At 36.5% G+C, this 20,855-nt stretch carries 13 protein-coding genes and 1 tRNA gene; 4 read left to right on the forward strand and 10 right to left on the reverse strand.

From position 1 onward, the window contains the following. Positions 1-24 precede the first annotated feature (24 nt). The 3 genes from folB (at position 25) to ACHZAX_RS20735 (ending at position 1,701) form a co-directional block, all read left to right on the forward strand. A complete protein-coding gene (gene folB, locus ACHZAX_RS20725) occupies positions 25-375 on the forward strand; it encodes a dihydroneopterin aldolase (protein ID WP_320020402.1) in 351 nt (116 codons plus the stop codon). 117 nt (positions 376-492) lie between these two features. Then, positions 493-563, forward strand: a tRNA-Cys gene (locus tag ACHZAX_RS20730). Positions 564-849: 286 nt separating this feature from the next. Further along, positions 850-1,701, forward strand: coding sequence for a phospholipase D-like domain-containing protein (locus tag ACHZAX_RS20735; RefSeq protein ID WP_320020403.1), 852 nt, complete (start codon positions 850-852; stop codon positions 1,699-1,701). A 263-nt stretch (positions 1,702-1,964) separates the two neighbouring features. On the opposite strand, the gene ACHZAX_RS20740 is transcribed toward ACHZAX_RS20735, so the two are convergent. From ACHZAX_RS20740 to ACHZAX_RS20755, 4 genes are all read right to left on the reverse strand, one after another. Continuing rightward, entirely contained in the window at positions 1,965-2,678 is a 714-nt protein-coding gene (locus ACHZAX_RS20740) for a hypothetical protein (RefSeq protein WP_320020404.1), read from the reverse strand. A 619-nt stretch (positions 2,679-3,297) separates the two neighbouring features. Further along, complete coding sequence (locus tag ACHZAX_RS20745; RefSeq protein WP_320020405.1) at positions 3,298-4,065, reverse strand: transposase; 768 nt, start codon at positions 4,063-4,065, stop codon at positions 3,298-3,300. Between the two features lie 796 nt (positions 4,066-4,861). Continuing rightward, the gene (locus tag ACHZAX_RS20750) at positions 4,862-5,170 is read right to left on the reverse strand and encodes a HigA family addiction module antitoxin (RefSeq protein WP_320020406.1); all 309 of its coding nucleotides are present in this window, start codon (positions 5,168-5,170) and stop codon (positions 4,862-4,864) included. Positions 5,171-5,301: 131 nt separating this feature from the next. Beyond that, positions 5,302-5,676 (reverse strand): PIN domain-containing protein, encoded by a 375-nt coding sequence (locus ACHZAX_RS20755; protein ID WP_320020407.1) that lies wholly within the window; start codon positions 5,674-5,676, stop codon positions 5,302-5,304. Between the two features lie 501 nt (positions 5,677-6,177). Between ACHZAX_RS20755 and ACHZAX_RS20760 the strand changes: the two genes are divergently transcribed. Next, positions 6,178-6,540 (forward strand): rhodanese-like domain-containing protein, encoded by a 363-nt coding sequence (locus ACHZAX_RS20760; protein ID WP_320020408.1) that lies wholly within the window; start codon positions 6,178-6,180, stop codon positions 6,538-6,540. Positions 6,541-6,620: 80 nt separating this feature from the next. Here the strand turns inward: ACHZAX_RS20760 and ACHZAX_RS20765 are convergent, their stop codons facing one another. The 6 genes from ACHZAX_RS20765 to ACHZAX_RS20790 all read right to left on the reverse strand — a co-directional run. Further along, positions 6,621-7,322, reverse strand: a complete 702-nt coding sequence (locus tag ACHZAX_RS20765; protein ID WP_101309959.1) for an ABC transporter permease — start codon at positions 7,320-7,322, stop codon at positions 6,621-6,623. Positions 7,323-7,529: 207 nt separating this feature from the next. Continuing rightward, positions 7,530-12,248 carry an efflux RND transporter permease subunit gene (locus ACHZAX_RS20770; protein WP_320020409.1) on the reverse strand — a complete coding sequence of 1,573 codons (4,719 nt, stop codon included), beginning with the start codon at positions 12,246-12,248 and terminating at the stop codon, positions 7,530-7,532. 98 nt (positions 12,249-12,346) lie between these two features. Then, a complete protein-coding gene (locus ACHZAX_RS20775) occupies positions 12,347-15,457 on the reverse strand; it encodes an efflux RND transporter permease subunit (protein ID WP_320020410.1) in 3,111 nt (1,036 codons plus the stop codon). 118 nt (positions 15,458-15,575) lie between these two features. Beyond that, positions 15,576-16,625: an efflux RND transporter periplasmic adaptor subunit gene (locus tag ACHZAX_RS20780; protein ID WP_320020411.1), complete on the reverse strand. Its 1,050-nt coding sequence runs from the start codon at positions 16,623-16,625 to the stop codon at positions 15,576-15,578. A 41-nt stretch (positions 16,626-16,666) separates the two neighbouring features. After that, complete coding sequence (locus ACHZAX_RS20785) at positions 16,667-18,169, reverse strand: TolC family protein (RefSeq protein WP_320020412.1); 1,503 nt, start codon at positions 18,167-18,169, stop codon at positions 16,667-16,669. A gap of 21 nt (positions 18,170-18,190) precedes the next feature. Continuing rightward, a partial coding sequence (locus ACHZAX_RS20790; RefSeq protein WP_320020413.1) for a golvesin C-terminal-like domain-containing protein occupies positions 18,191-20,855 on the reverse strand: 2,665 nt, incomplete at its 5' end.

The following is a 20,855-nucleotide window of genomic DNA, read 5'->3' on the forward strand; positions in this document are numbered from 1 at the left end:
CAAAGAATATCATAACAAAAAGAGATGGGAATTATTGAATTAGAGGGCATGGAATTTTATGCCTATCACGGTTGTTTTAAGGAAGAGCAAATTGTCGGGAATAAGTTTACTGTTTATGTCCGCATGGAATATAATGCCGAAAAGGCTGTTAAATCTGATTCTATAGGCGATGCTCTGAATTATCAGCGCGCTTACGAAATGATAAAGGAACAATTGCAAATTAAATCTCATTTGCTGGAGCATGTTGTCGAAAGAATTTTGGATGTTTTGTATCAAAATTTCCCGGAATTGGAGCATGCAACAGTAAAAGTATCGAAAATGAACCCTCCGATGGGTGGGCAAATAGAAAAAGTGAGCTTAACTTTAAGTCGCTAATTCTTTGATTAAGCTTGTTTTGCAGAAATACCTTGAGATTTTTATTACAAAAGCTGAAAAAAGTTTGCAAGGGTAAATCAGAAATTTATATCTTTGCAACGCCTTTACGGAAGATAGGGTCTCTTGGCCGAGTGGCTAGGCACCGGTCTGCAAAACCGTCTACGGCGGTTCGAATCCGCCAGAGACCTCTATAAAAACGCTTAACTTGCTAAAAGTTAGGCGTTTTGTTTTTTATACCTGACGGTTTATTTATTTTACTCCACTTTTATTTCTTTACAGGATGATGATATATAACTTGTATGGTTTTTTTATTATTCTAAGTTTATCTTGTTTAAGAATTTTGTAAATTTGGCAGATATGACAGTGTCACTATCGGTTGAAATACAGGGTTTTATTTAATTTTAATTACAGTTTTTCATATTTATTAATTTTGTGAAAGAATTAGTTTTTATCTTAAACACAAATAAAACTGAAATGAAAATAATTCCTCCTTACCAAATTACAAGTGAAATTCTTAATCTTATTAATGAAACCGAAGAGTATATCATATTGGTATCTCCTTATGTGAATTTAAATAACTGGGATAGAATTAAAGTCGATATAACGAATGCGATAAAAAGAGGTGTTAAAATCCAATTTTATACTAGACTTGACAGTGATAATTATAAAAGTTGGGAACAAATTGAACAACTTGGCTTAAAACCCAAATTGATTAAAAATTTACATGCAAAGGTGTATTTTAATGAAAAGTCTGGAATTGTAACATCAATGAATTTACTTACGAGTTCTAACTTAAGTGCAATCGAATTTGGCTCAATATATCACACTGAACAAGAACTTAATGAATTACAAGGTTTTATTAAGAGATATTTAGAGCCTAATATTGAATCAACAAAGCCTAATGAAGAAGATATATATTTAGCAAAAGAACAGTTTACTGTCATTCTCTCAAATTATTTAGCAAATAAATTCAATAGAAGGGTAAATACTAGGTGGAGAAATGGAGCAATTGAATTCAATGTAAAAAATCAATATTATTTTGATGTAGATAAAGGCAATAATTTGGTTTCTATAGGTGGAATAATCTCAGGATTAGAGCATGACAAATTCGATAACTTTAAGAAGAAATATAAATTTAATGAGTTTCAAGTATTTGTAAACCATAGTAATATTTATATAGAATCTGGATTCAAACTATCGAATAGCAATCTTAATTTTATTTCTGTTTCTGAAAAAAGGAAATTACTGGAAACAACTGCAAAATTTGTAGAAAATCTAACTAAATACAAAAGAATGTGTTACGAGAATGAGAAAGCAGATCAGTAAAGATTGTATAAAGAAAATTTAGAGCAATAGCATATTGGATATATGTGTAAAATAAAGCCAAACTGCTTTTTCCAGTAAACCCTATTTATTCAAGGCTTGAAAAAACACATTTGAATGTAAATTCCCACTATCTAAAGTTTTAATATCCTGTGTTATGTTGGACTTATACCATCTAATCAACAACAATAAATGGAAAAAATGTGCGAACTAAAATCCGCACATTATAATCTATTTTTGCTAAGTAATATATTAACAGTGGATTATTATCGTTTAACAAACACATATATGTACTTCCCACCTGCTCCCTTATTCAAATCCGTATGTATTTTTTCATAATCACCATAAGTAACAGAACTATTCCCAGAGACAATTGCAATATCTCTAATTGGAAGATCTGTTGAATTATTTTTTCTGTAATAACCATAAACATAATGACCACCTGCCCTATGATTTAAATCCGCAATAATGCCATCTTGATTTTTAATTGGAATATTATAAGCTGGAGTCTCAATTGCTATTTTAAGCTCATTAGGATCAGAACTAGTTAAAAAATTTAGATAGACGATCGGATCTTCTTCACCCTTGCTATAATATAGATATATCCAATTTCCACCAGCATCCTCATTCAAATCAACAGGTATTTTAATACCTTGTACGCCAGCGGGAGGATTTGAGCTTTTGCTGTCTGAAATCATTAAGTGCGTTATATACCCCCCACCTGAACTAGCTCCAGTTGTTTTAAGTTTATTTTCAGTACTAAACATCACAACACTTTTATCTAATTCTAAAAACTCAGGTTTTTCTCTATATGTATCTTTAGTTATTGAATCTCCTTTTTCAACATAAAAGAAAGGAACAGCCTTTGATTCAAATTCTTCAGATGTAAGTGTGATATCATCCTTCAATTTTACTTCATTCTCTTTCGAACAAGAAGCAAAAATGAATACAACACAACACAAATACAGAAAATTTTTCATTAAACTCATAATTTTATTTATTTAGATTAACACTACAAATACCACTTATTCATATAGTTATGGCAACCATAATAGTAAATACTTGTTAATATGATAGCAAATTTAGTAATTGTAAATAACAATGCAACTATTATTTTCAATAATTCGGTAAGGTTTTTTTAGATTTTGATAACAAATCTGCATCATTCTTTAATCTCCATGTCCCTATTGTGACATGAACAGTGTCTCCATTATTCTTGGATTTAGCCCAACTTTCAACTAATTCAGAATAAGAAGTTGGTTTATTGTCGGAACTATAAAAAACTGATTGAAAAGGTTTGTTACATCTTCCAAAATTCGGAGTAATTTGCTTAGAGGCTATATTTATATCTGAAATCTTCGTGAATAGTTTATCTTCATCATGTGTTCAAGTCCGAAAAATTATTTTACCCTTAGGTATTTTGCATGTTAAATATTTCCATATTACTTTTTCATATGCATAATCATTTTCGATATCAATTTTCTTTTCATTATTAACTTAGGAATTTACCTACCTAAAATGTACCGAACCCTGCTATGCTTTATGCGACGGGTTAAGTCCTGTTTTCTTTAATCAATATTTACTAATTCGAATCAATAGTTAAAATGCTAGTTTAATAAAAGTAGCAGCCAGTTTCCCATATGTATGTACAAGCAGACCTTTGAGCGATCTTACCAAGCTGGCTTTTTGAATATCTGTTTTCTGGATAAGCCAGCTAAACAGAGCCTCAATTGGCTGCCTAACTCTGGAGACTGCAGTTGAATACAAATCATCAGCTGCTTTAATTCGTTTTTTAATAATGTCGTTCATGCCTTTTACAGCTTTTACAGGAGTCAACATTTCTGAGTTTAAATTTTTAATCATACTCTGGTTTAGTTCTTTATCCATATAAATTTTATCACCAAAGAAAAACCTATTTTCAATTTGAGCCCAAGCTTGCTTGTAAACCGTAATCTCATTTACAGAAGCCGGCGTCAACAACAATTGTTCTGGGTGTGGCAATGTGCCAATCCTCCTGAATCCCAGTGCGTGCAACTTCATGCCATGGTAGTACATGCTTTTTGTTGAGCAATACCCTTTGTCTGTCAGCTCCCGTGCCACCTTTCCCTGACGCTTGCCGGAACATGTGATTATTGGCATTGAATCCAAAAGACTCTGGTCAAACAGGCAATCTTCCGGAGCATGATTCTCAAGCAGTAAGCTGACTAAACGATTAAATGCACCATATAATCTATTTAACCGTTTGTTAAAAGCTTGATAGCTTCCTAAATGTGGAAACCATGTTCTTAAATACTCATCAGCAAACCGATACATGTGTTTTACTCTAGTGTGACCTTGATGATGAAGTGCATAAAGGTAAATAGTCATTATTTCCTGATCAGTAAACTTTGGCGTATTACTATTACTGAACCGTTCACAGTAATATTGCAATTCGTTGTAATAATCACAGATTATAAAATATATTCTTATTAATTTGTCGTCTTTATCCTTGGGAATCATATCTACATATAGCGTGAGAAACTATTGTAAGATACTGATTTTCAAGGATTTAAAGAACTTTAAATCACTGATTTTTAGTTGTTTAAGTAACTTTTTTGTGATATCATTTCAACTGTTGATTGCCATTACTAGTTAATTTATCAAGCCATATTAAACGGGTCTAAACCGGTTTCCTGTATTCTTCAGTAAAAAATAAGCATGTTTATTTGGAATAACAACTTCTCTTTTGCATTATAAATAGGGAGGTTCAGCGATTAAGTGCATAATAAGTCTTTCGCCTAATTAAGAGAAACACTGAAATTTTAAATAAGGATGTTTTCATTTAAAGAAAATCGATTTTTCTTTAAATGAGAGTAGAAACGCCCAAATAAATTAATTGGTTGTTGAAATTCCACTATTTAAAATGATATTCGTTTATTGTTGAAATTGCGAGATTTGTGTGAAATCTCGCAATTTTTGCTTTAATAGGGTTACTAAAAGCGATTAACTGGATAACGAGATAATCTGGGGTGCTGAAATTTTACTTTGTGGCAAAATTCCTCTTGTAAAGCCACGGGCTTTATTTGTGTATTTGCTCAAATAAGGAAACCATTTTCCCGAGGTTGGGAAAATGGTTCGTATTGAGTATTTGCTATCATATTATTGACGTCAACAAAATGGTAAACTAACAAGCTTTATTAGTTGCTTCTATTTTTGTCCTGTCTGATTCGTAGTTTTTCTGCAGTTCTAGCCAATATTCCGCATCAATGCCTAAAGCTTGTTCAAGCATTATCGACAATTCTCCATTAATGTTTTGTTTGCCCTCCATAATTTCGGTTAGTAGATTTTTGTTAATGCCTGTTGTTTTTGAAAACTCTGTCTGTGTGATTCCGTTTGCTTCTAGTTCATCGCTCAATACTTCACCTAAATGAGTAGCAATATAAGGTGTTAAATTATCAATTGTTTTCATCGCTTTTGTTATAGATTGTCTCATGAATAATATTTATTTAGCATGAAATGTGATTACATATTGCTATTATTCATGAATAATGATAATTATCATTCGTTGTTTTTATCATTTTGTTGAAGCCAACAAAATGATATGTCTTCAAGAATTCCAATCGATTAGGCGTTTTTCGATTTCCTTTTTAGGTAGTCTGATATTTGTTTTACTGAGCAAAAAAGTTTATCGTAAGCGTACTTTTGTGTAATGCAGTTTTGTTCTATCATTTCGTCAAACAAAAATAAAATACCTCGAACCTCGATATTGTCTTTTGTGGCTTGGAGTCTTAGATTCTTATCACCTGTAAGAAGTGTTAGATTGTGTTGTTTTGATAGATACCAAACCTCGCAATCAACATAGGATAGGTTTGATACATTACTATTAAGCAGTTGGGCAACCTCTAAAACATCAATTCCAGTAAGTATCTTAATATTTAGGCTTTTATTTATGTACTTTTCAATTTGTTGCTTTTGCTCTGGTCTCTTTATCTCATTCATAACCTGTTCAGTTGTATGAAATTCAAAATTGAGACTGAAAAACTCATCGAGCAAACCAATATTACACAGGTCTATAAATATATTCGCATCGCTTAAAACAATTTTTATCTATGCAACTCTTTGAAGGTCTAATAATTCGTTTAGTTCCTTGCCCGAAAGAGCCGCCGCTTTTGATACAGATATTAATTCCTTTGATAGTGCAAAATGAATTAGCCTTTTAAACCTATTAGATTTTTCCACGCTACTATAACGGCTTTCGTTACTTTGATGTATTTCAGAAAAGAACTTTCGGAGGTGTGTATCCTAATTGCCATTATATTGATAACTGGAACGCCGGCATAAATCTTATTTTTAACAAACTTTAAGTGTCTGCCCAATCATATTTTTATTTTAAGATGATTGATAGTGGCTTATTTTTTTATATTTGTTAGACCTAATGTTGATTATATCTGCATTGATATTTCATCGACACGATAAACATTTAATTTAAAATTTAAGCATATGTTCTTTTTTAAAAATAATGATAACGGCCCTAAAACAAGTTACACTGCTCTTGAGTTAATGAACGAGATGGAAAAGCGAAATGATATTTTGCTGATTGATGTTCGCGAGCCTCATGAATTGGCGAAAGAGGGTATCAAAAATGCCATGCATATTCCTGTAAATCAGATGCCGGACAAGCTTCCTCTTTTGCCAAAGGACAAAGACATGGTGATTTTTTGTCATGTAGGATTTAGAAGCAAGCAAGTAAGAAACTACCTGCATAAATTGGGTTATCACAGAGCCGCGCATTTAAAAGGCGGATTGAACAGTTGGAATAAAGAGCTGAAGCAGAAAGCCAGTCAGCTTAGCGAGGTTGAATAGTTTTTTGATAAGAAATAGAAAAGGCTCAATAATTTAGTTTATTGAGCCTTTTTTCTTTGTGCTCATAGTGGATTGGTATCCTATACAAATCGTTCCCGCTTTTGCATGTTAATTAAACTCCATAAAATTGATATGACTGAACCCACAACCAGCATCATTCGGTTTTGAGAAAGTACGTTTTGCCAGATACTGTAACTCATATCACCCGGAACATTGAAGGGGTTTAGGAATATGTTCCATTTGCTGGATTGAAGTGGTTCTGCAAGAATCAGAAATGCCAGACCAATAATTACCATTACTACCGCGGCTCCACTCGCATTCTTGATTAGAGTGGCTAAAAGGAATGCAAGACTAGCTAAAAACAGCAGACAATACATCAGTTGGTAAACCATATGAAAAACGGATATGCGAATAATTGCAAATACGGTTATCCACGACATCAGGCACATTGTTAAGAGCAAAAGTAATACGCTTAGAGCAAAGCGAACCAAATACACTTTATATCTGTAATTGGGGATTCCAAACAGAATTTCGAGCATTCGGGTATCTTTATCGCTTTGTATGTTGTAGATAACAGGGTAGAATAAGATCAGGATTCCTGGAAATATTAAGCTTTTATAAATATCTGCTTCATCGGGACTCGAATCCGAGAACAACATGATACCGGTTACCATCAGGAAAAAGGCGAAGGCTGCAATCAGAAAATAGATGAATTTATTCGCAAATATAATCTTGATGTTGTAGCGTATAAAATCGGCTGTGAGTATCAGTTTTTCTTTCATTATTATTAAATCATTTTTTATTTTTTACCACAAAGGGCACAAAGTACGGCACAAAGTCACACAATGTTTTTTTGTTTCTCATAAATATCCTTGATGATTTCATCATTTTAACGACCTTTGTTTTAACTATTTATGGTACTTTCCTTTGTGTGCTTCGAGAATTACTTAGTTTACCTTCGTGGTTAAATTATTTTTTTGTTTTAGTGGTTAACCCTTTTCTTTCTCATTCAGCAAACACAAATAGGCATCTTCTAAATTTGCTTTTGTATTTACAGCTCCGTAACCCGGATTTTCATCTGCCAAACAGCGAACCCGAATCTGATCTTTGTCGCGCATGTGATGAATAATTACATGTTTGGTTTTTAAATCTTCAAACTCTTCGGTTGGTACAGTCAGCATCCACACTTTTTTGTCGGCGATACCTGCCATGTGAATGGGTTCGCCCAGGTATTTTAGTTCTCCTTTTTTCATCACAGCAACCCGGTTACACGAACTGGCAACATCTTCAATAATGTGGGTGGAGAAAATCACGATTCTGTCCTGACTTAGTTCTACCAATAAGTTTCTGAATCGAATTCGCTCGCGCGGATCAAGTCCGGCGGTTGGCTCATCCACCACCAAAATTCTTGGTAAGTGAAGCAGAATCTGTGCAATTCCGATTCTTTGTTTCATTCCTCCCGAAAAGGAACCGATCTTATTGTCTTTCTGACCGAGCATGTGAACGGCTTTAAGCACATATTCCACGCGTTCCATTCGTTCTTTATTGTTATTTAGTTTTTTTAGAATTCCCATGTAGTTCAGGAAATCCCATGCACTCATGTTTTCGTACATGCCGAATTCCTGTGGCAGGTATCCAATTAAACCTTGCAGTTCTTCACGCTTTTCGCGAACATCAATGCCGTTAATGGTGATTTGCCCGTAACTCTGTTCCAGAATACCGCAAATAATTCTCATCAGGGTTGATTTACCGGCACCATTGGGTCCCAGTAATCCGAACATCCCGTTTTTAATATCAAAGGAAACACCTTTAACGGCTTTAAACGGAACTTTCTTTTTCCCGATGATTGGGATGATTAAAACAAATCGGTAGAAGAATTTGCGGATGCCGCTAAACCGGCCTTTAACACGGTTGATGTTTATTTTTTCATGATAAATTTTATCCGAAGATACTTTGATCAGTAAAGCCAAATACCAGAAAAAGGCCAAAGGAGCAATGAGCCCGATTAGTTCGTATTGCTGATAAAAATATGTGAATACAGATACCGGGAATAACCAGTACATGATTTTATGCAGAGCATAAATAAATCGGGGAATCCATTTTTTACTGCTCTCTTTTTTTAGATGATTACGGTATTCCATAACGGGAGCCATAAAATTCAAAATCAGAATTTGGAATAGTATGGACAAGCCAAGTAACCAGTATTTGTTTTCGAGATGGATGTAAATGAAAAAGAACAGGAATGCAAGCAAAGGCAATTGCCAGATTAAGGTGACAAAATCTCGGATAGATGAATAGGATTCCTTTAAACCCAATCGCTCTCTAATTTTAAGTCCTGATTTCCATTCCCTGATAAACCGACCATCCCATTCGTATATTTTCACCAAATTTCTAATTTCGATGTGCAAAGCATCATCAGGAGCAATTAGCTTTTCGTTGGCTTTTCTTAAACTGGCCTGAATAAAATAGATGCATGCCGGTACGGATAACAGCAAAATCAGGAATGTAATGATCTGCCAAATTTTGCTGTCTACTTCCACGTAAATGAAGTAGGTTCCTATCATCCAAATGGCAATTTGAAGAGCTTTTACCCAAACCGGCTGATTTTGTATCCAGTTTAAGCTGGTTCGCAATCCGGCATATAGTGTTGGAATAAAAACCAGGGTAAGAATTGTACTGAGGCTTAGTCCGCCAATTACGGTTATGGCAAAAGGAACCCCAATTGTTGTTACATATTCGGCACGGCCAAGCGCAAGTGGCATTAGAGCAATAATGGTGGTGATGGCTGTGATCAGGATAGGGCGGATACGCGCCAGTCCGGCCATAATAAGAGATCTGGATTCCCGGTAGCCGCGTTTCTGCAATACGTTGGAGTAATCGATCATGATGATTCCGTTGTTAACAACAATACCCAGAAGAATAATTAGCCCGGTAAATACATTGGCGTTCATCATAGAGGTTCCTGTTAGGATCAAGGCAATTAACGATCCGATGGCAGCCATAGGAATGGAAAACATCATCACAATAGGCATGGTGAAAGATTCAAAGACCGAAGCCAGAATCATAAATATCAGAATGATGGCCATCAGAAACAGAAAGCCAAATTCAGCCAGATTGTCTTCTTCATGAACAATTTCCAGTGCTATTCCCGATGGAATATTCATCCGTTCAACCAGTTCATCAACTTCTACCCTCGAAGCAGTTAAGAGGTCTTTCTCATCGTTCACTTCATCGATAAACTGATATTCAACTTCGAGTTGTTTTTCCTGATTGGTTCTCTTAATTGTCGACAATCCGTCGGTGAAATTCAGATTGCTGATGTTTTGCAATTCGAATTCAGCGCCTTGAGTACCTCTTACGGTAAGCTTACGCAGATCTTTTGCATCTCTTGTTTGCTGTTCGGTATTGTCGCCAAGTGTTTTAATAATAATATCGTACTCTTCGGTGCCTTGTTTGAATTTTACACCACTCGAAAATTCTTTCTGAAAGGAATTTAATTCCGATAATACCGATGTAACAGGAATATCGTATACCGCCATGATTTGTTTGTCCAGTTCCATAACCATTTCGGGACGTTTGGCTGGAATTCGAACCGATACATTTTTAATGGAAGTCAATTGATTTAGGTAGTATTCCAAATCTTCCGATACGTCGAGCATTTTATTAAAATCCTGACCTTTAATAATCAGTTTTTCTTTTTGACTGCCCATTCCCAACATTTCCATAAATGGATTGTCGCCGCCAAAACCTCCGCTACCGCCAAATCGACGACCTGTAGCCGGAGGATCCCAGCTGAAAGATGCACTTGGCAAATCATCCAAACGTTCCAGAATGTTTTTCTTAATTCCGGGAATGGAAAGGTTTTGCTTATCGCGATAATCATCAAGCAATGTGATTGTTAAAACAGCTTCTTCTTCATAAACCTGACTGGTGATGTCTTTTTTCTCCTGAACCGAATCAAGTTTTTGCTCTACTTCCCGAATGAATAAATCGGTGTTTTCGAGAGTGGTTCCACCGGGAAGTGTCACATAAAGATTCAAATCTTTCGTTTCGGTTTCTTCTGTCGAAATCATGCTTAAACCCAAACTAATCAGTAAGGTGACGAAAAACAGTCCTAAAGCGCCAAGAATAGTTCTTCCCGGATACCGCATACACGATTTCAGTGTTACCAGATAAATTTGTACCAATCGGTTATGGAGAGAAATGTTTTGAAAATTAACGGCACGGGCGGTATTTTTTCGTTTCAGAAAAGTGTGGGTAATCATGGGAATTAAAAGCAGGGCAACAACGAGCGATACCAGCAAGGTAGAGATGATGGAAACACCAATGTGCTTGCCCAATAATCCGATAAAGAAATTGGATGTAAACAGAAAAGGCAGAAATACGGTGATTGTTGTTAATGTGGCAGCAAAAATGGATCGCCATACTTCTTTGGTTCCCTGGATTACTGCCGTGTCCGGATCTTTCTTTTGGGCAGCCAGGCGGTAAATATTTTCGAGAACCACAATACTGTTATCGAGAAGCATCCCAATGGCCAGCGCCATCCCCAAAAGAGTGAGTGTGTTGATGCTGATATCGTAAGCATAGAAAAAATTGAATGCTGTGTAAACCGAAATGGGTATTGCCAGTGCAATTGCGGTGACCAAACGAAGGTTTTTCAGGAATATCCAGAGAACGAAAATTGCCAGAAGGCCTCCAATTAATGCCAGTTCAATAATTAAATCGATATTGATTTTCATGGTTTCGGCAGTGTTGGTTTGCACTACCACAGCAATATCTTTGCTTGCCAATTCCTGATTGATTTCTTCAATTTTCGCAATTACATTGTCGGCCAGTTCGATGATGTTCGATTGAGAATCGCGGGTTAGCTGAAGGGTTACTGCTTCTTTTCCGTTTACACGGCTGTATGAGGTTTCTTCCTTTACTCCAAAACGAATGCTTGCGATATCTTTCAGTTTTATATTGCCTGCTTCTTTAACAACAAGCTCGTTTAATTCTGAGATATCGGTAAATTCGGAGACAACATTCACAAAGTGCATTTTGTCATTTTCAATCACTTTCCCGGCAAAACTTCGCATGTTGCTGTTTTTGCTTAGAACGGTACGAACATCTGACGGACTGATGCCATAACTTTTACAAACATCATCTCTTAGCAGAATATCAATGGATTTTTCGCGCCCGCCAAAAAGAGCCACATTGGCTATGCCATCGATATTTTTAATTTTATCGACGATTTCATTCTCAGTAATTTGCCGAACCCGGTCAACACCTCCACTACCACGAACCTGAATATTCATGAACATGTTGTTGAGTTGTTCCATATCGAATTTAAATACCTGAACCCTGAACTCTTTTGGAAGATCTTTTTTCTTTTCTTCTACCTTTTCAGCAAGTTTTAAATATGCATATTTAAGATTGGTTCCCTGTTCGAATGAAATTTCAATGCTTCCCCGTTGCTGTCCGGCAGTAGAGACTATCTTTTCAACGCCTTCCATTCCTCCTGCAATTCCTTCCAGAGGAATGATTGCTTCACTTTCCATATAGCGGGGATCTACTTCCATTGTAGTTCCTACCTGAACAAACAGCATAGGAAGCTGAGCATTTGGAATCAGTTCAACCGGCAATTGCTTGTAGGAGAAAAATCCCAACATGCTAAGTCCGGTGAAGAGCATTGCTATTAAAACCTTTCTTTTTATAATGAAGTTCATATAATCTAAGCTTAATTAGCTGTTAGCTTGTTCCTGTTTATTGATGTTGTGTCAGATTATTATTTAAATCTGTTTGTTCCATTGTGTTGTTCGATGTTCTATTTTCCCGATTTCGAAAAATAGCTTTTCATGTTATCGAAAATATAGTAAACACAAGGAATAACGACCAGTGTTAACAGGGTTGAGGTAATCAAGCCTGCAATTACTGCTATTGCCATTGGAGCTCGTAAAGCTGCACTTTCACCAAATCCAATGGTTAGTGGAAGCAAGGCTAAAATGGTTGTGATACTGGTCATTACAATTGGGCGAATCCTGTTTTCTCCAGCCATAATTATTGAATCGCGCAAGGAATTCCCCTGTTCTTTGAATTGATTAATGGCATCGACCAGAATAATGGAGTCGTTTACTGCTATTCCTCCCAGCATAATAATACCGATATAGGCCATGATATTCATAGGCATTCCCAAAAGGAAAAATGCCCAAATGGCACCAACTCCAGCCAATGGAATAGTGAGCAGAATGGTGAACGGATGAATGAGCGATTCGAATTGTGAAGCCAGAACCATATATACCAATATGATCGAAAGCACTAAGGCAAAGCTTAAATTGGAAAGTGCTTCCTGGCGTTTCTGTTCTTCGCCAATCAGATTTACCTGATAGCCCTGCGGCAATTCAATAGTTGCCAGTTTGGTGTTTATTTTGTCGACTACCTGATCGAAAGCGACCTCTCCGCGAATGTCTGCACTTATCTTTCCAATTCTGGTCTGATTTCTTCTTAGCATTTGTTTCGGAGAAGAGGATTTTTCGATGTTCGCTACTTCGTAGAGTGGAATTTCCTGATCTCCGCTTTTTAGCAAAAGCGTATTTAATTCAGACAGACTGGTTTCAGGCATCTGAATGGTAATGTCATTCATTTCTCCGCCTTGTTCGAATTTGCCGGCATCTTTTCCCATCAAAATGTCCTGTAGCTGACTGGCAATTCCTTCTGTACTTAGGTTGAAAAGACCTGCTTTGTAGCGATCAATCACTACATTAACTTCCGGGGCTCCTTCTTCAATGTTGGTTTTTATATTTGTCAAATCGGGAACCTGAGTCAGGAGTTCTTTAATTTCTGCAGAAAGCTGTTCCAGAACTTTCATTTCTTTTCCTTTTACCTCCACTTCAATGGGAGCACTTTCTGTTCCAATGGTCGATTGTAATGCTGTTTCGTCGTGGATAATGGATATTTCTGCATCCGGAATATCACCAACCAATTGACTTACGTTCTCGAGTATTGCTTCCGATTGAGCAGTGTATTCGCTTTTTAAACGAATTTTTATGCTGGCGGTATTTTCATTTTGAAATACAGCTTTGTCGGTAGCAGAACTGCTTCCCGGACCAATTTGAGTGTATACAGTTTCGAAATAACCTCCCATGGATTGTTTCAGCATGGATTCGATGGCTTCAACTGTTTGAGAGGTTCTTTCCAGTTGAGTTCCTTCTTTCAATTGAATATCCAGACTGAATTCGCCGACTCCGCTTTTGGGTAAGTATTCATTTCCAACATAGGGTAGAATAAGCCCTGTCAGTACAATTAATAAACTTGCGGCTCCAATTACCAGGCTTCGTTTGTTTAGCAAATTGGCCAGTAAAGTTCCGTACCAGCTTATTTTAACTGATTTGAATTTTAAATTTTTTCCTTTTCCCTTGTAGGCATAATGAAACAACATGGGAATCATTAAAATTGCAACAAAAAGAGAGGCTATCAGCGAAAAAGCAACCGTCCAGGCCTGATCTTTAAATAGTGCACCTGATGCTCCGTGCATATACACAATAGGAAGAAACACAACAATTGTGGTAAGTGTGGAAGCTACGATTGCACCTCCAACTTCCGAAGTTCCTTCTATGGCGGCATCTTTCACCGAGAGCCCAAGCTCCATTTTCCGAAATATATTTTCGATCACTACAATGGCATTGTCGACCAGCATTCCGGCTCCTAATGCCAAACCGCCCAGTGTCATTACATTCAAACTTAATCCATTAAAATACATTAGATTAAAGGTGGCGATGATGGAGACAGGAATTGCAAAACTGACAATAGCAGTCACCTTTATTCTTCGCAAAAAGACAAAAAGAACCAAAATAGCGATGAGAACACCAATTAAAGCGGTTTCTTCTACTTCATCAATGGCTTTTTGAATGAACTGACCTTGGTTTTGAACCACGATAAACTGATATCCCGGCAAGGCTTTACGGATAGAAACCATCGTTTTTTCGAAATCTTCAACTGCCTGAACTGTATTCGATCCCGTTTCTTTGTAAATGGATAACCCGATGCATCTTTGGCCATTGATACGGACAATATTTTGTGCCTTTTTTGCCACAAAACTTACCTTGGCAACATCTTTTAAAAGGATGGGTACTTTGTCTTTCACCAAAACCTGATTGCCTGTATTTACAGGAGCAGACGATGAGGCCGAGGATTGTTTGGTTCCGACAATTATATTTTCAATTTCCTGAATGTTTCGAATTAAACCGGCACCTTTAATAATGTACTTGGTTCCCATCTCAACAATGCTTCCACCCGAAACATTTTGATTCAGACTTTTTATTTTCTGTACAATCTGATCGATGGTTATTTTGTGGGCATCCAAAAGGTATTGGCTGGTTTCGATGCGCACTTCCTTTTCCTGTGTTCCGGTCAATTCTACCTCAGCGATTCCTTCCAAACGAATCAATTCGTTACGAATGTAATTTTCACCTACTTTTCGCAACTCATCCATGTCTTTAATTTCCGGATGAAGCATTCCGATAATTAGAATGGGAGATGCATTGGGATCGTGCTGCGTAATGGTGAATTCATCAATTTCGGCATTCTGACTGTAGGCTGTTAGTGCTTTTTGCAATTCCAGAAAAGCTTCATCCATATCACTCCCCCAGGAATATTCCACGGTTACCCGAGCCGATCCAACCATACAAACCGATGAAACCTGACTCACGCCTTTTTGTCGAATGGATTGAGCTTCAATACTTTCTATAAATTGCTTTTCGATTTCTTCCGGAGGACGTTCGCCGGCTTTAATTTCCACAAATATGCGGGGAGCGTTCATTTCCGGGAACAGGTCAACATTTAATTTGCCGAGCGACACGTATCCCAGAAGTAATATTGCCATTACAATCATGGAAACTGTTACCGGATAATTGACCGAAAATTGAGTTATTTTCTTCATTTTGAAAGCAATTTATAATTGAATGACAAAGATTGCCATGTTATACTTGGATATGATTTGAATCAGGTCTGTAAATCAATCTAATATCTCATGTCTGGTATCTAACGATCTCTTGAAATTATTTTACCACCTTTATTTTTGATCGATCACGAAGAGTTTCAAAGCCTTTTACTACCAATCGGTCTTTTTTCTCTAATCCTGAAATTACCTGTACTTCGTTAGGATTTTCCAATCCAAATTCAATTACACGCTCTTCTGCCAAGCCTTTGTTTACAACAAAAACAGTGTTTCCTTTTTGTTTGTTCAGAATCACATTTTTCGGAATCACAATGGTCGAGTCGGCTTTTGCAACTACAATTTCAGCTTTTGCAAACATACCGGGGCGCAGCAAAAGTTTAGAGTTGTTAATATTAATAACAGCTTTAAAAGATCTGGTTTCAGAATCGATAGCTGGCGATAATTGAGCCAGAACGCCGTTTAATGTATCACCGGGAATCGTATAGTTGATAATGTTTACCTGTTGTCCTTTTTTGATCGAAGTCATGTTTTTTTCAGCCAAATTAATCTCCATATGAAGTTTGCTGTAATCCATGATATTTAGCATGTCCGATGAGGCTTCAACCCGTGTATTGTCGGTATAGTAGTTTAGATTGGTAATGATTCCTGAAAAAGGAGCTTTTACCTTTAATTTAGCCAATCGAAATAGGGCATCTTCGTAAGAATATTTGGCATTGATCAGGTCTATTTCGGCATTTTTCACTTCCGAAAGGGTAACGCCTCCTTTTTCGTATAAGGATTGCTGCTTTTCGGATACTTGCTGAGATATCTCCAAACGAAGTTCCAAAGACTTGATTTTAATGTTGTTCTCATATTCCTTATCTTCCAGAACGATAACATTGGTTCCCTCTCTAACGAAATCGCCCAAGGCAAATTGGCGACCGGTTGCAGGATTAATCTGCAAGTGGTATTTGCCGGCTACTTCGCTTTTTATAGCAACTGTTTTTATAGGATTTACAGTTCCTGTTGTGCTAATGAATTTTTCGATGCTTTTGGATGTAATTTCCTGAACGGATACCTGAACTGCGATGTCTTTGTTTAGATCAGTTTCCCTGTCGTTACATGCGGAAAATATTGCAATGCTTAGAAGGTAGAATGCGATTCGTTTCATGTTTGTGAACTTAGTATGGTATATCATGATTGAGTTTGTTTTTATTCAATGATCAAATTTTCCTGCAATTCCTGTGGCACAAAGGATCTGTCGTTTTCAAAATCCCAAAGTGATTGTATTTTTAAATTCAACAATTCCAACTTATAGTTGATTAAAGAGTTAGCCAGATTCATTTTCTTTTCGGACAACTGATTTTGAAAGCGTTCTAAATCAATACTGGTTAAATCACCGTTTCGGTATCTCTCTAAATTGATATCATAAGTTAGTTCTGCATTTTCTTGGTTTTGTTTGGAGATTTCGATTTGCTGAATCAAATTTTGAAGATTGCGGTATATTTTTCGAATGTTGATGGTGATGTCATCGCGCAGGCTGTTTTTATCTATTTCGCGGCTTTCTATTTCCAGTTCGGCGGCTCTGATACGCGCTTTTCTTTCTCCCCAATCAAATATTGGAACAGAAAAAGTGATTCCAACCCGTGGACTTCTGGTTGGTTTGTCGTAAACATCGGCCAGATTTTCATTGTTTCCCATAATTCCAATTGAAAGACTCACATTTCCTTTAAATTCGTTGGTTGCTGAGGTTTGAATCAAATCAAATTTGGCATTGTTTAAGTCTATTTCTTTTTGGGTCAATTCCAATCTTTGTGTCAATCCGTTTTCAATGGCTTTCTCAAGATTTACAATTACAGGAACGTATTGGATATCCGTACTTACAGTTACGTCATCGTAAAGAGAGATTCCCAACAAAAATTTAAATTCATCTTTGGCATTTTCCAATTCTACACGATTATTATCCAGACTCGATTTACTGGTTGCGTAGTTTAATTCGGCCTGATAAAGTTCTTCTTTCGCAGACAATCCACCTTCAACTTTACTTTCGATGATTTCTTTGCTTACTTTTTGGTTTTCAAACTCTTCCTCTGATATTTTTAAGGCCATTTGTTTCTGATAAATGGAATAAAATGCCTGATTTACCCGCCTTTCCATATTTAGTAATTGTATGGAGTAGGCCAAAGTCGCATTTTCAAGATTTAACTCATTTCGGGTCAAATCCATTTTGGTTTTATTAAATGTGAACAGCGGCTGATCGTATTGCAAGTAAAGCGAGTTGTTGTATCCCGCATAATTTGAACTGCTGGCTTCAGAGTAATTGTCCTGATAGCCAAACTCATTTTGCAGCGACAATCTACCATCTGTTAATTTAACTGGCTGAGAAACGGTAAATGTTCCACTTGCTTTTTTATTTTCAGAAGTATTCCAGGTAGAAAAATATTCATTGTACGATTCTGTTTTGTCGTACGATAAAGGAGTAACATCAAAAGAAAAACGAGAGCGTAAAGAGGCCAGCTGGGCATTCAGCTGTTCTTTGTTTTGCTGCATGTTTATTCGCGATTTTTTAATGTCAGGACTATTTTCAAAGGCTATGAGAAGAGCCTCATCCAGAGTGATATTCTTCTGTGCCTGCGAGTAGAAAGAACTGAATAGAATTGCTCCGGCACAGATAAATATTCGTAACAATTTTTGTTGTGGTATAGTTGTGATCATGCCTTATATAATTAGTATATTTTATTTGTTTTCAACCCATTTAATTGCATCTGCAAAGAGAAAAGAGCCCGCCGATTTGTTGTTCAGTTCTACTTTTGCATTTTCAGGTGTGATAAAGAAAGTGCCCAGATAATTCCAACCGTTTTCCAGTTCCTGATCACTTTTATTGATTTCTTCAACTCCTGATTCATGATATACTTTAAAATTATAATCCGTCTTTTTCTGCTGTCCTCTTCGTCTTCCCCACTGTTCAATTTTCTCGATATGACAGTAAACATCGTATTGAGCACTGTTTTTCAGTTCTGCAGTCCAAATTGCCGAACGTTCACCTTGTCCGGATTTTGTGAAGAGCGCAGATCGTACATATTTTCCGAAAAAGCCGGAACGCAAAACATTTTTCCATTCATTGGGCGGATTCCATGTGCGCAGCCTCGAATATTCATGTTCAGTAATTCGTTTGTCGTCCATCCATTGTTTTAAATAACTTTTGTTCGAAACCTGCACATATTCAAAGCCCTTATCTTCGTTATCAACTACAAATTCATTCGTGGCTAAAATCCCGTCAAAGGCTTCACAAGCTTTTATATCATTAAAGAAACTGCCTTTTTTAGTCTCGTCAAACGAACTAAAATCATAAGCTAAACTATTGGGAAGATTCTCTGAGATATGTGTTGATACATTCATTCTGCTTGGTTGCGAAGGGAATACAAATCCCACTTCGAGAGCTGAATTCGCCGGCACAAGAATTGTTTTTGTAAAAGGTGGTTTTTCTTCCTCCGGGTTTCTTCGGTTTCGTCTTCGGTTTTGATCATTTAATTCGATGCTAACCGAAACAATTCCATCTACCGATTCCGGATTTGAGATTTTGTATCGAATCTGGTATTTAATGTGATCATCTTCTTTCACCTTGTAGGTTTGCAGATCTTTAATTAAAAAGCCTGGTAATTTGTTCGTTGTATACCAGTTTTTCACATCGGCCCGAATTGATTCGCCGTTGTTTGCAATAAGAAGACTATCAAAACCGGCAAAGCTAAATTTTCGATGAAGGTTTTTTTCAATATAACTTTTTAGCAGGGAATTAAACTTGTCTTCCCCGTATTTGGCTTTAAAAATAGAGAAGAGATGAATTCCCTTTTCTCTGAAAATATCATTTAAGTAGATCTGTTCATCTTCGTCTTTGGATGCTTTAATACCCGATTTTGTGATGTCTGTTAATGATGCTTCCTTTAGTTCAAGATTAATGCGCTCTTCTTTACTGATTCCATCGAATTGCCAACGGTTTTGTGATTGTGATCCTGCACTTTTTTCTTGTAGATAAACACCCAAAGCAATATTCAGAGCCGGATATTCCTGCGAATACAACTGGGTTGAGTAGCCATAGTAGTTGGGGAAAGGAGAATAGGTATTTCTATCAACATTATCGAACTGATACCATTCTGTTGCAGGAGGCATAAAATTTGCACGTACAAATCTTTTAAAAATACGAGCCTGTAATTCTTCGTCCGAGACTTCTTCATTATCCCGCTTCATTCTTTTTTCGAACCGGTTCTTTCGTTTTTTAAAATCAGTTTCCTCCATCACAACTCCCTTTTCAGGATAAAAAATGATTTCGGGCTGCACGGCATCACTGCTTATCGACCAAATGTGTTTGTCCAAAGCAAATTGAATAGGAACTTCGGCCAGAGCGAACCGTTTGAACGGATATTCTAAATCTATTTGGGTTTCGTATTCATTTTTTAATTCGCGAATAAGGGAAGGCAAACTATCCTGTATTACATCAAAATGCTTCAGGTAAAATTCATTTCCACGAATGCTGTAAATTGAATATTCAACGGAATCGACTTGAATGCTGTGTTTTAGATAATCACCAATCAGCAGACTGATTTTGGGTAAGGCTGATTCCGGATGAAATTCAAAAATTCCATCTTCAACTTTTGTTACTTCTCCTTGCGAAACGGGAATCAGATTATTCGATGTTTTAACTTTTAAAGTAAAATTTGTGAAATCGGGTGAATGCAGTGCTGGATTACTGGAGGCATATCCAACTCCTGCAATTGGATACCATAAGGCATCGCTGGTAAGACATACAAAATCATCTTTCAGGTAAGAGAATCGCTTTCGGATTCGGAACATCTCTGCTGTAAAGTTGTCTTCGGTTAATTCAGGATTTAAATCCAAAAAATGAGTTCGTTCATCTATCGATCCGCTGTAAGTAACATCTAATTTTGTGCTTTCATTTTTTAGCAAATGTTGGCTGGGTACGATTTTCAGCAGATGAGATTGTCGTGTAAAATTCAGATTCTTACCATTCTGAAGAACAGCATTTACTTTTAAATCAGGATTTAAACTGAAAAGAAGGGTGTCTAAATCTGAACCGGAATGATTACAAATTTCAAGCTTGACTTTTACAGCTATTTCTTCACCGGTATGCGTGAGATCTATATTGCAGGAGGTAACTTCAGGTTTAGGGAATGCTGTATATTTGTTATTCAGAGCAATCATTTCGTTTTTAAACTTCTGATTGTTGATATTAATATCGATGTATTTTTTCGCTAATAAACCCCCGATCAGAAAACTGAATAAAGCCATATAAATAGGCAGCGAAACCAATCTTTTCGATTGAGGCAAGCGATTTAATTTGGATATGGTGAAGAGGATAAAGCCGATTCCCAGGAAAAAATAAATT

The organism is Labilibaculum manganireducens, assembly GCF_963665805.2.
Taxonomy (GTDB): Bacteria; Bacteroidota; Bacteroidia; order Bacteroidales; family Marinifilaceae; genus Labilibaculum; species Labilibaculum manganireducens.

Coding starts and splice junctions, on each gene's coding strand:
- folB (WP_320020402.1), top strand. CDS start 25: ATGGGAATTATTGAATTAGAGGGCATGGAATTTTATGCCTATCACGGT.
- ACHZAX_RS20735 (WP_320020403.1), top strand. CDS start 850: ATGAAAATAATTCCTCCTTACCAAATTACAAGTGAAATTCTTAATCTT.
- ACHZAX_RS20740 (WP_320020404.1), bottom strand. CDS start 2,678: ATGAAAAATTTTCTGTATTTGTGTTGTGTTGTATTCATTTTTGCTTCT.
- ACHZAX_RS20745 (WP_320020405.1), bottom strand. CDS start 4,065: ATGACTATTTACCTTTATGCACTTCATCATCAAGGTCACACTAGAGTA.
- ACHZAX_RS20750 (WP_320020406.1), bottom strand. CDS start 5,170: ATGAGACAATCTATAACAAAAGCGATGAAAACAATTGATAATTTAACA.
- ACHZAX_RS20755 (WP_320020407.1), bottom strand. CDS start 5,676: ATGAATGAGATAAAGAGACCAGAGCAAAAGCAACAAATTGAAAAGTAC.
- ACHZAX_RS20760 (WP_320020408.1), top strand. CDS start 6,178: ATGTTCTTTTTTAAAAATAATGATAACGGCCCTAAAACAAGTTACACT.
- ACHZAX_RS20765 (WP_101309959.1), bottom strand. CDS start 7,322: ATGAAAGAAAAACTGATACTCACAGCCGATTTTATACGCTACAACATC.
- ACHZAX_RS20770 (WP_320020409.1), bottom strand. CDS start 12,248: ATGAACTTCATTATAAAAAGAAAGGTTTTAATAGCAATGCTCTTCACC.
- ACHZAX_RS20775 (WP_320020410.1), bottom strand. CDS start 15,457: ATGAAGAAAATAACTCAATTTTCGGTCAATTATCCGGTAACAGTTTCC.
- ACHZAX_RS20780 (WP_320020411.1), bottom strand. CDS start 16,625: ATGAAACGAATCGCATTCTACCTTCTAAGCATTGCAATATTTTCCGCA.
- ACHZAX_RS20785 (WP_320020412.1), bottom strand. CDS start 18,169: ATGATCACAACTATACCACAACAAAAATTGTTACGAATATTTATCTGT.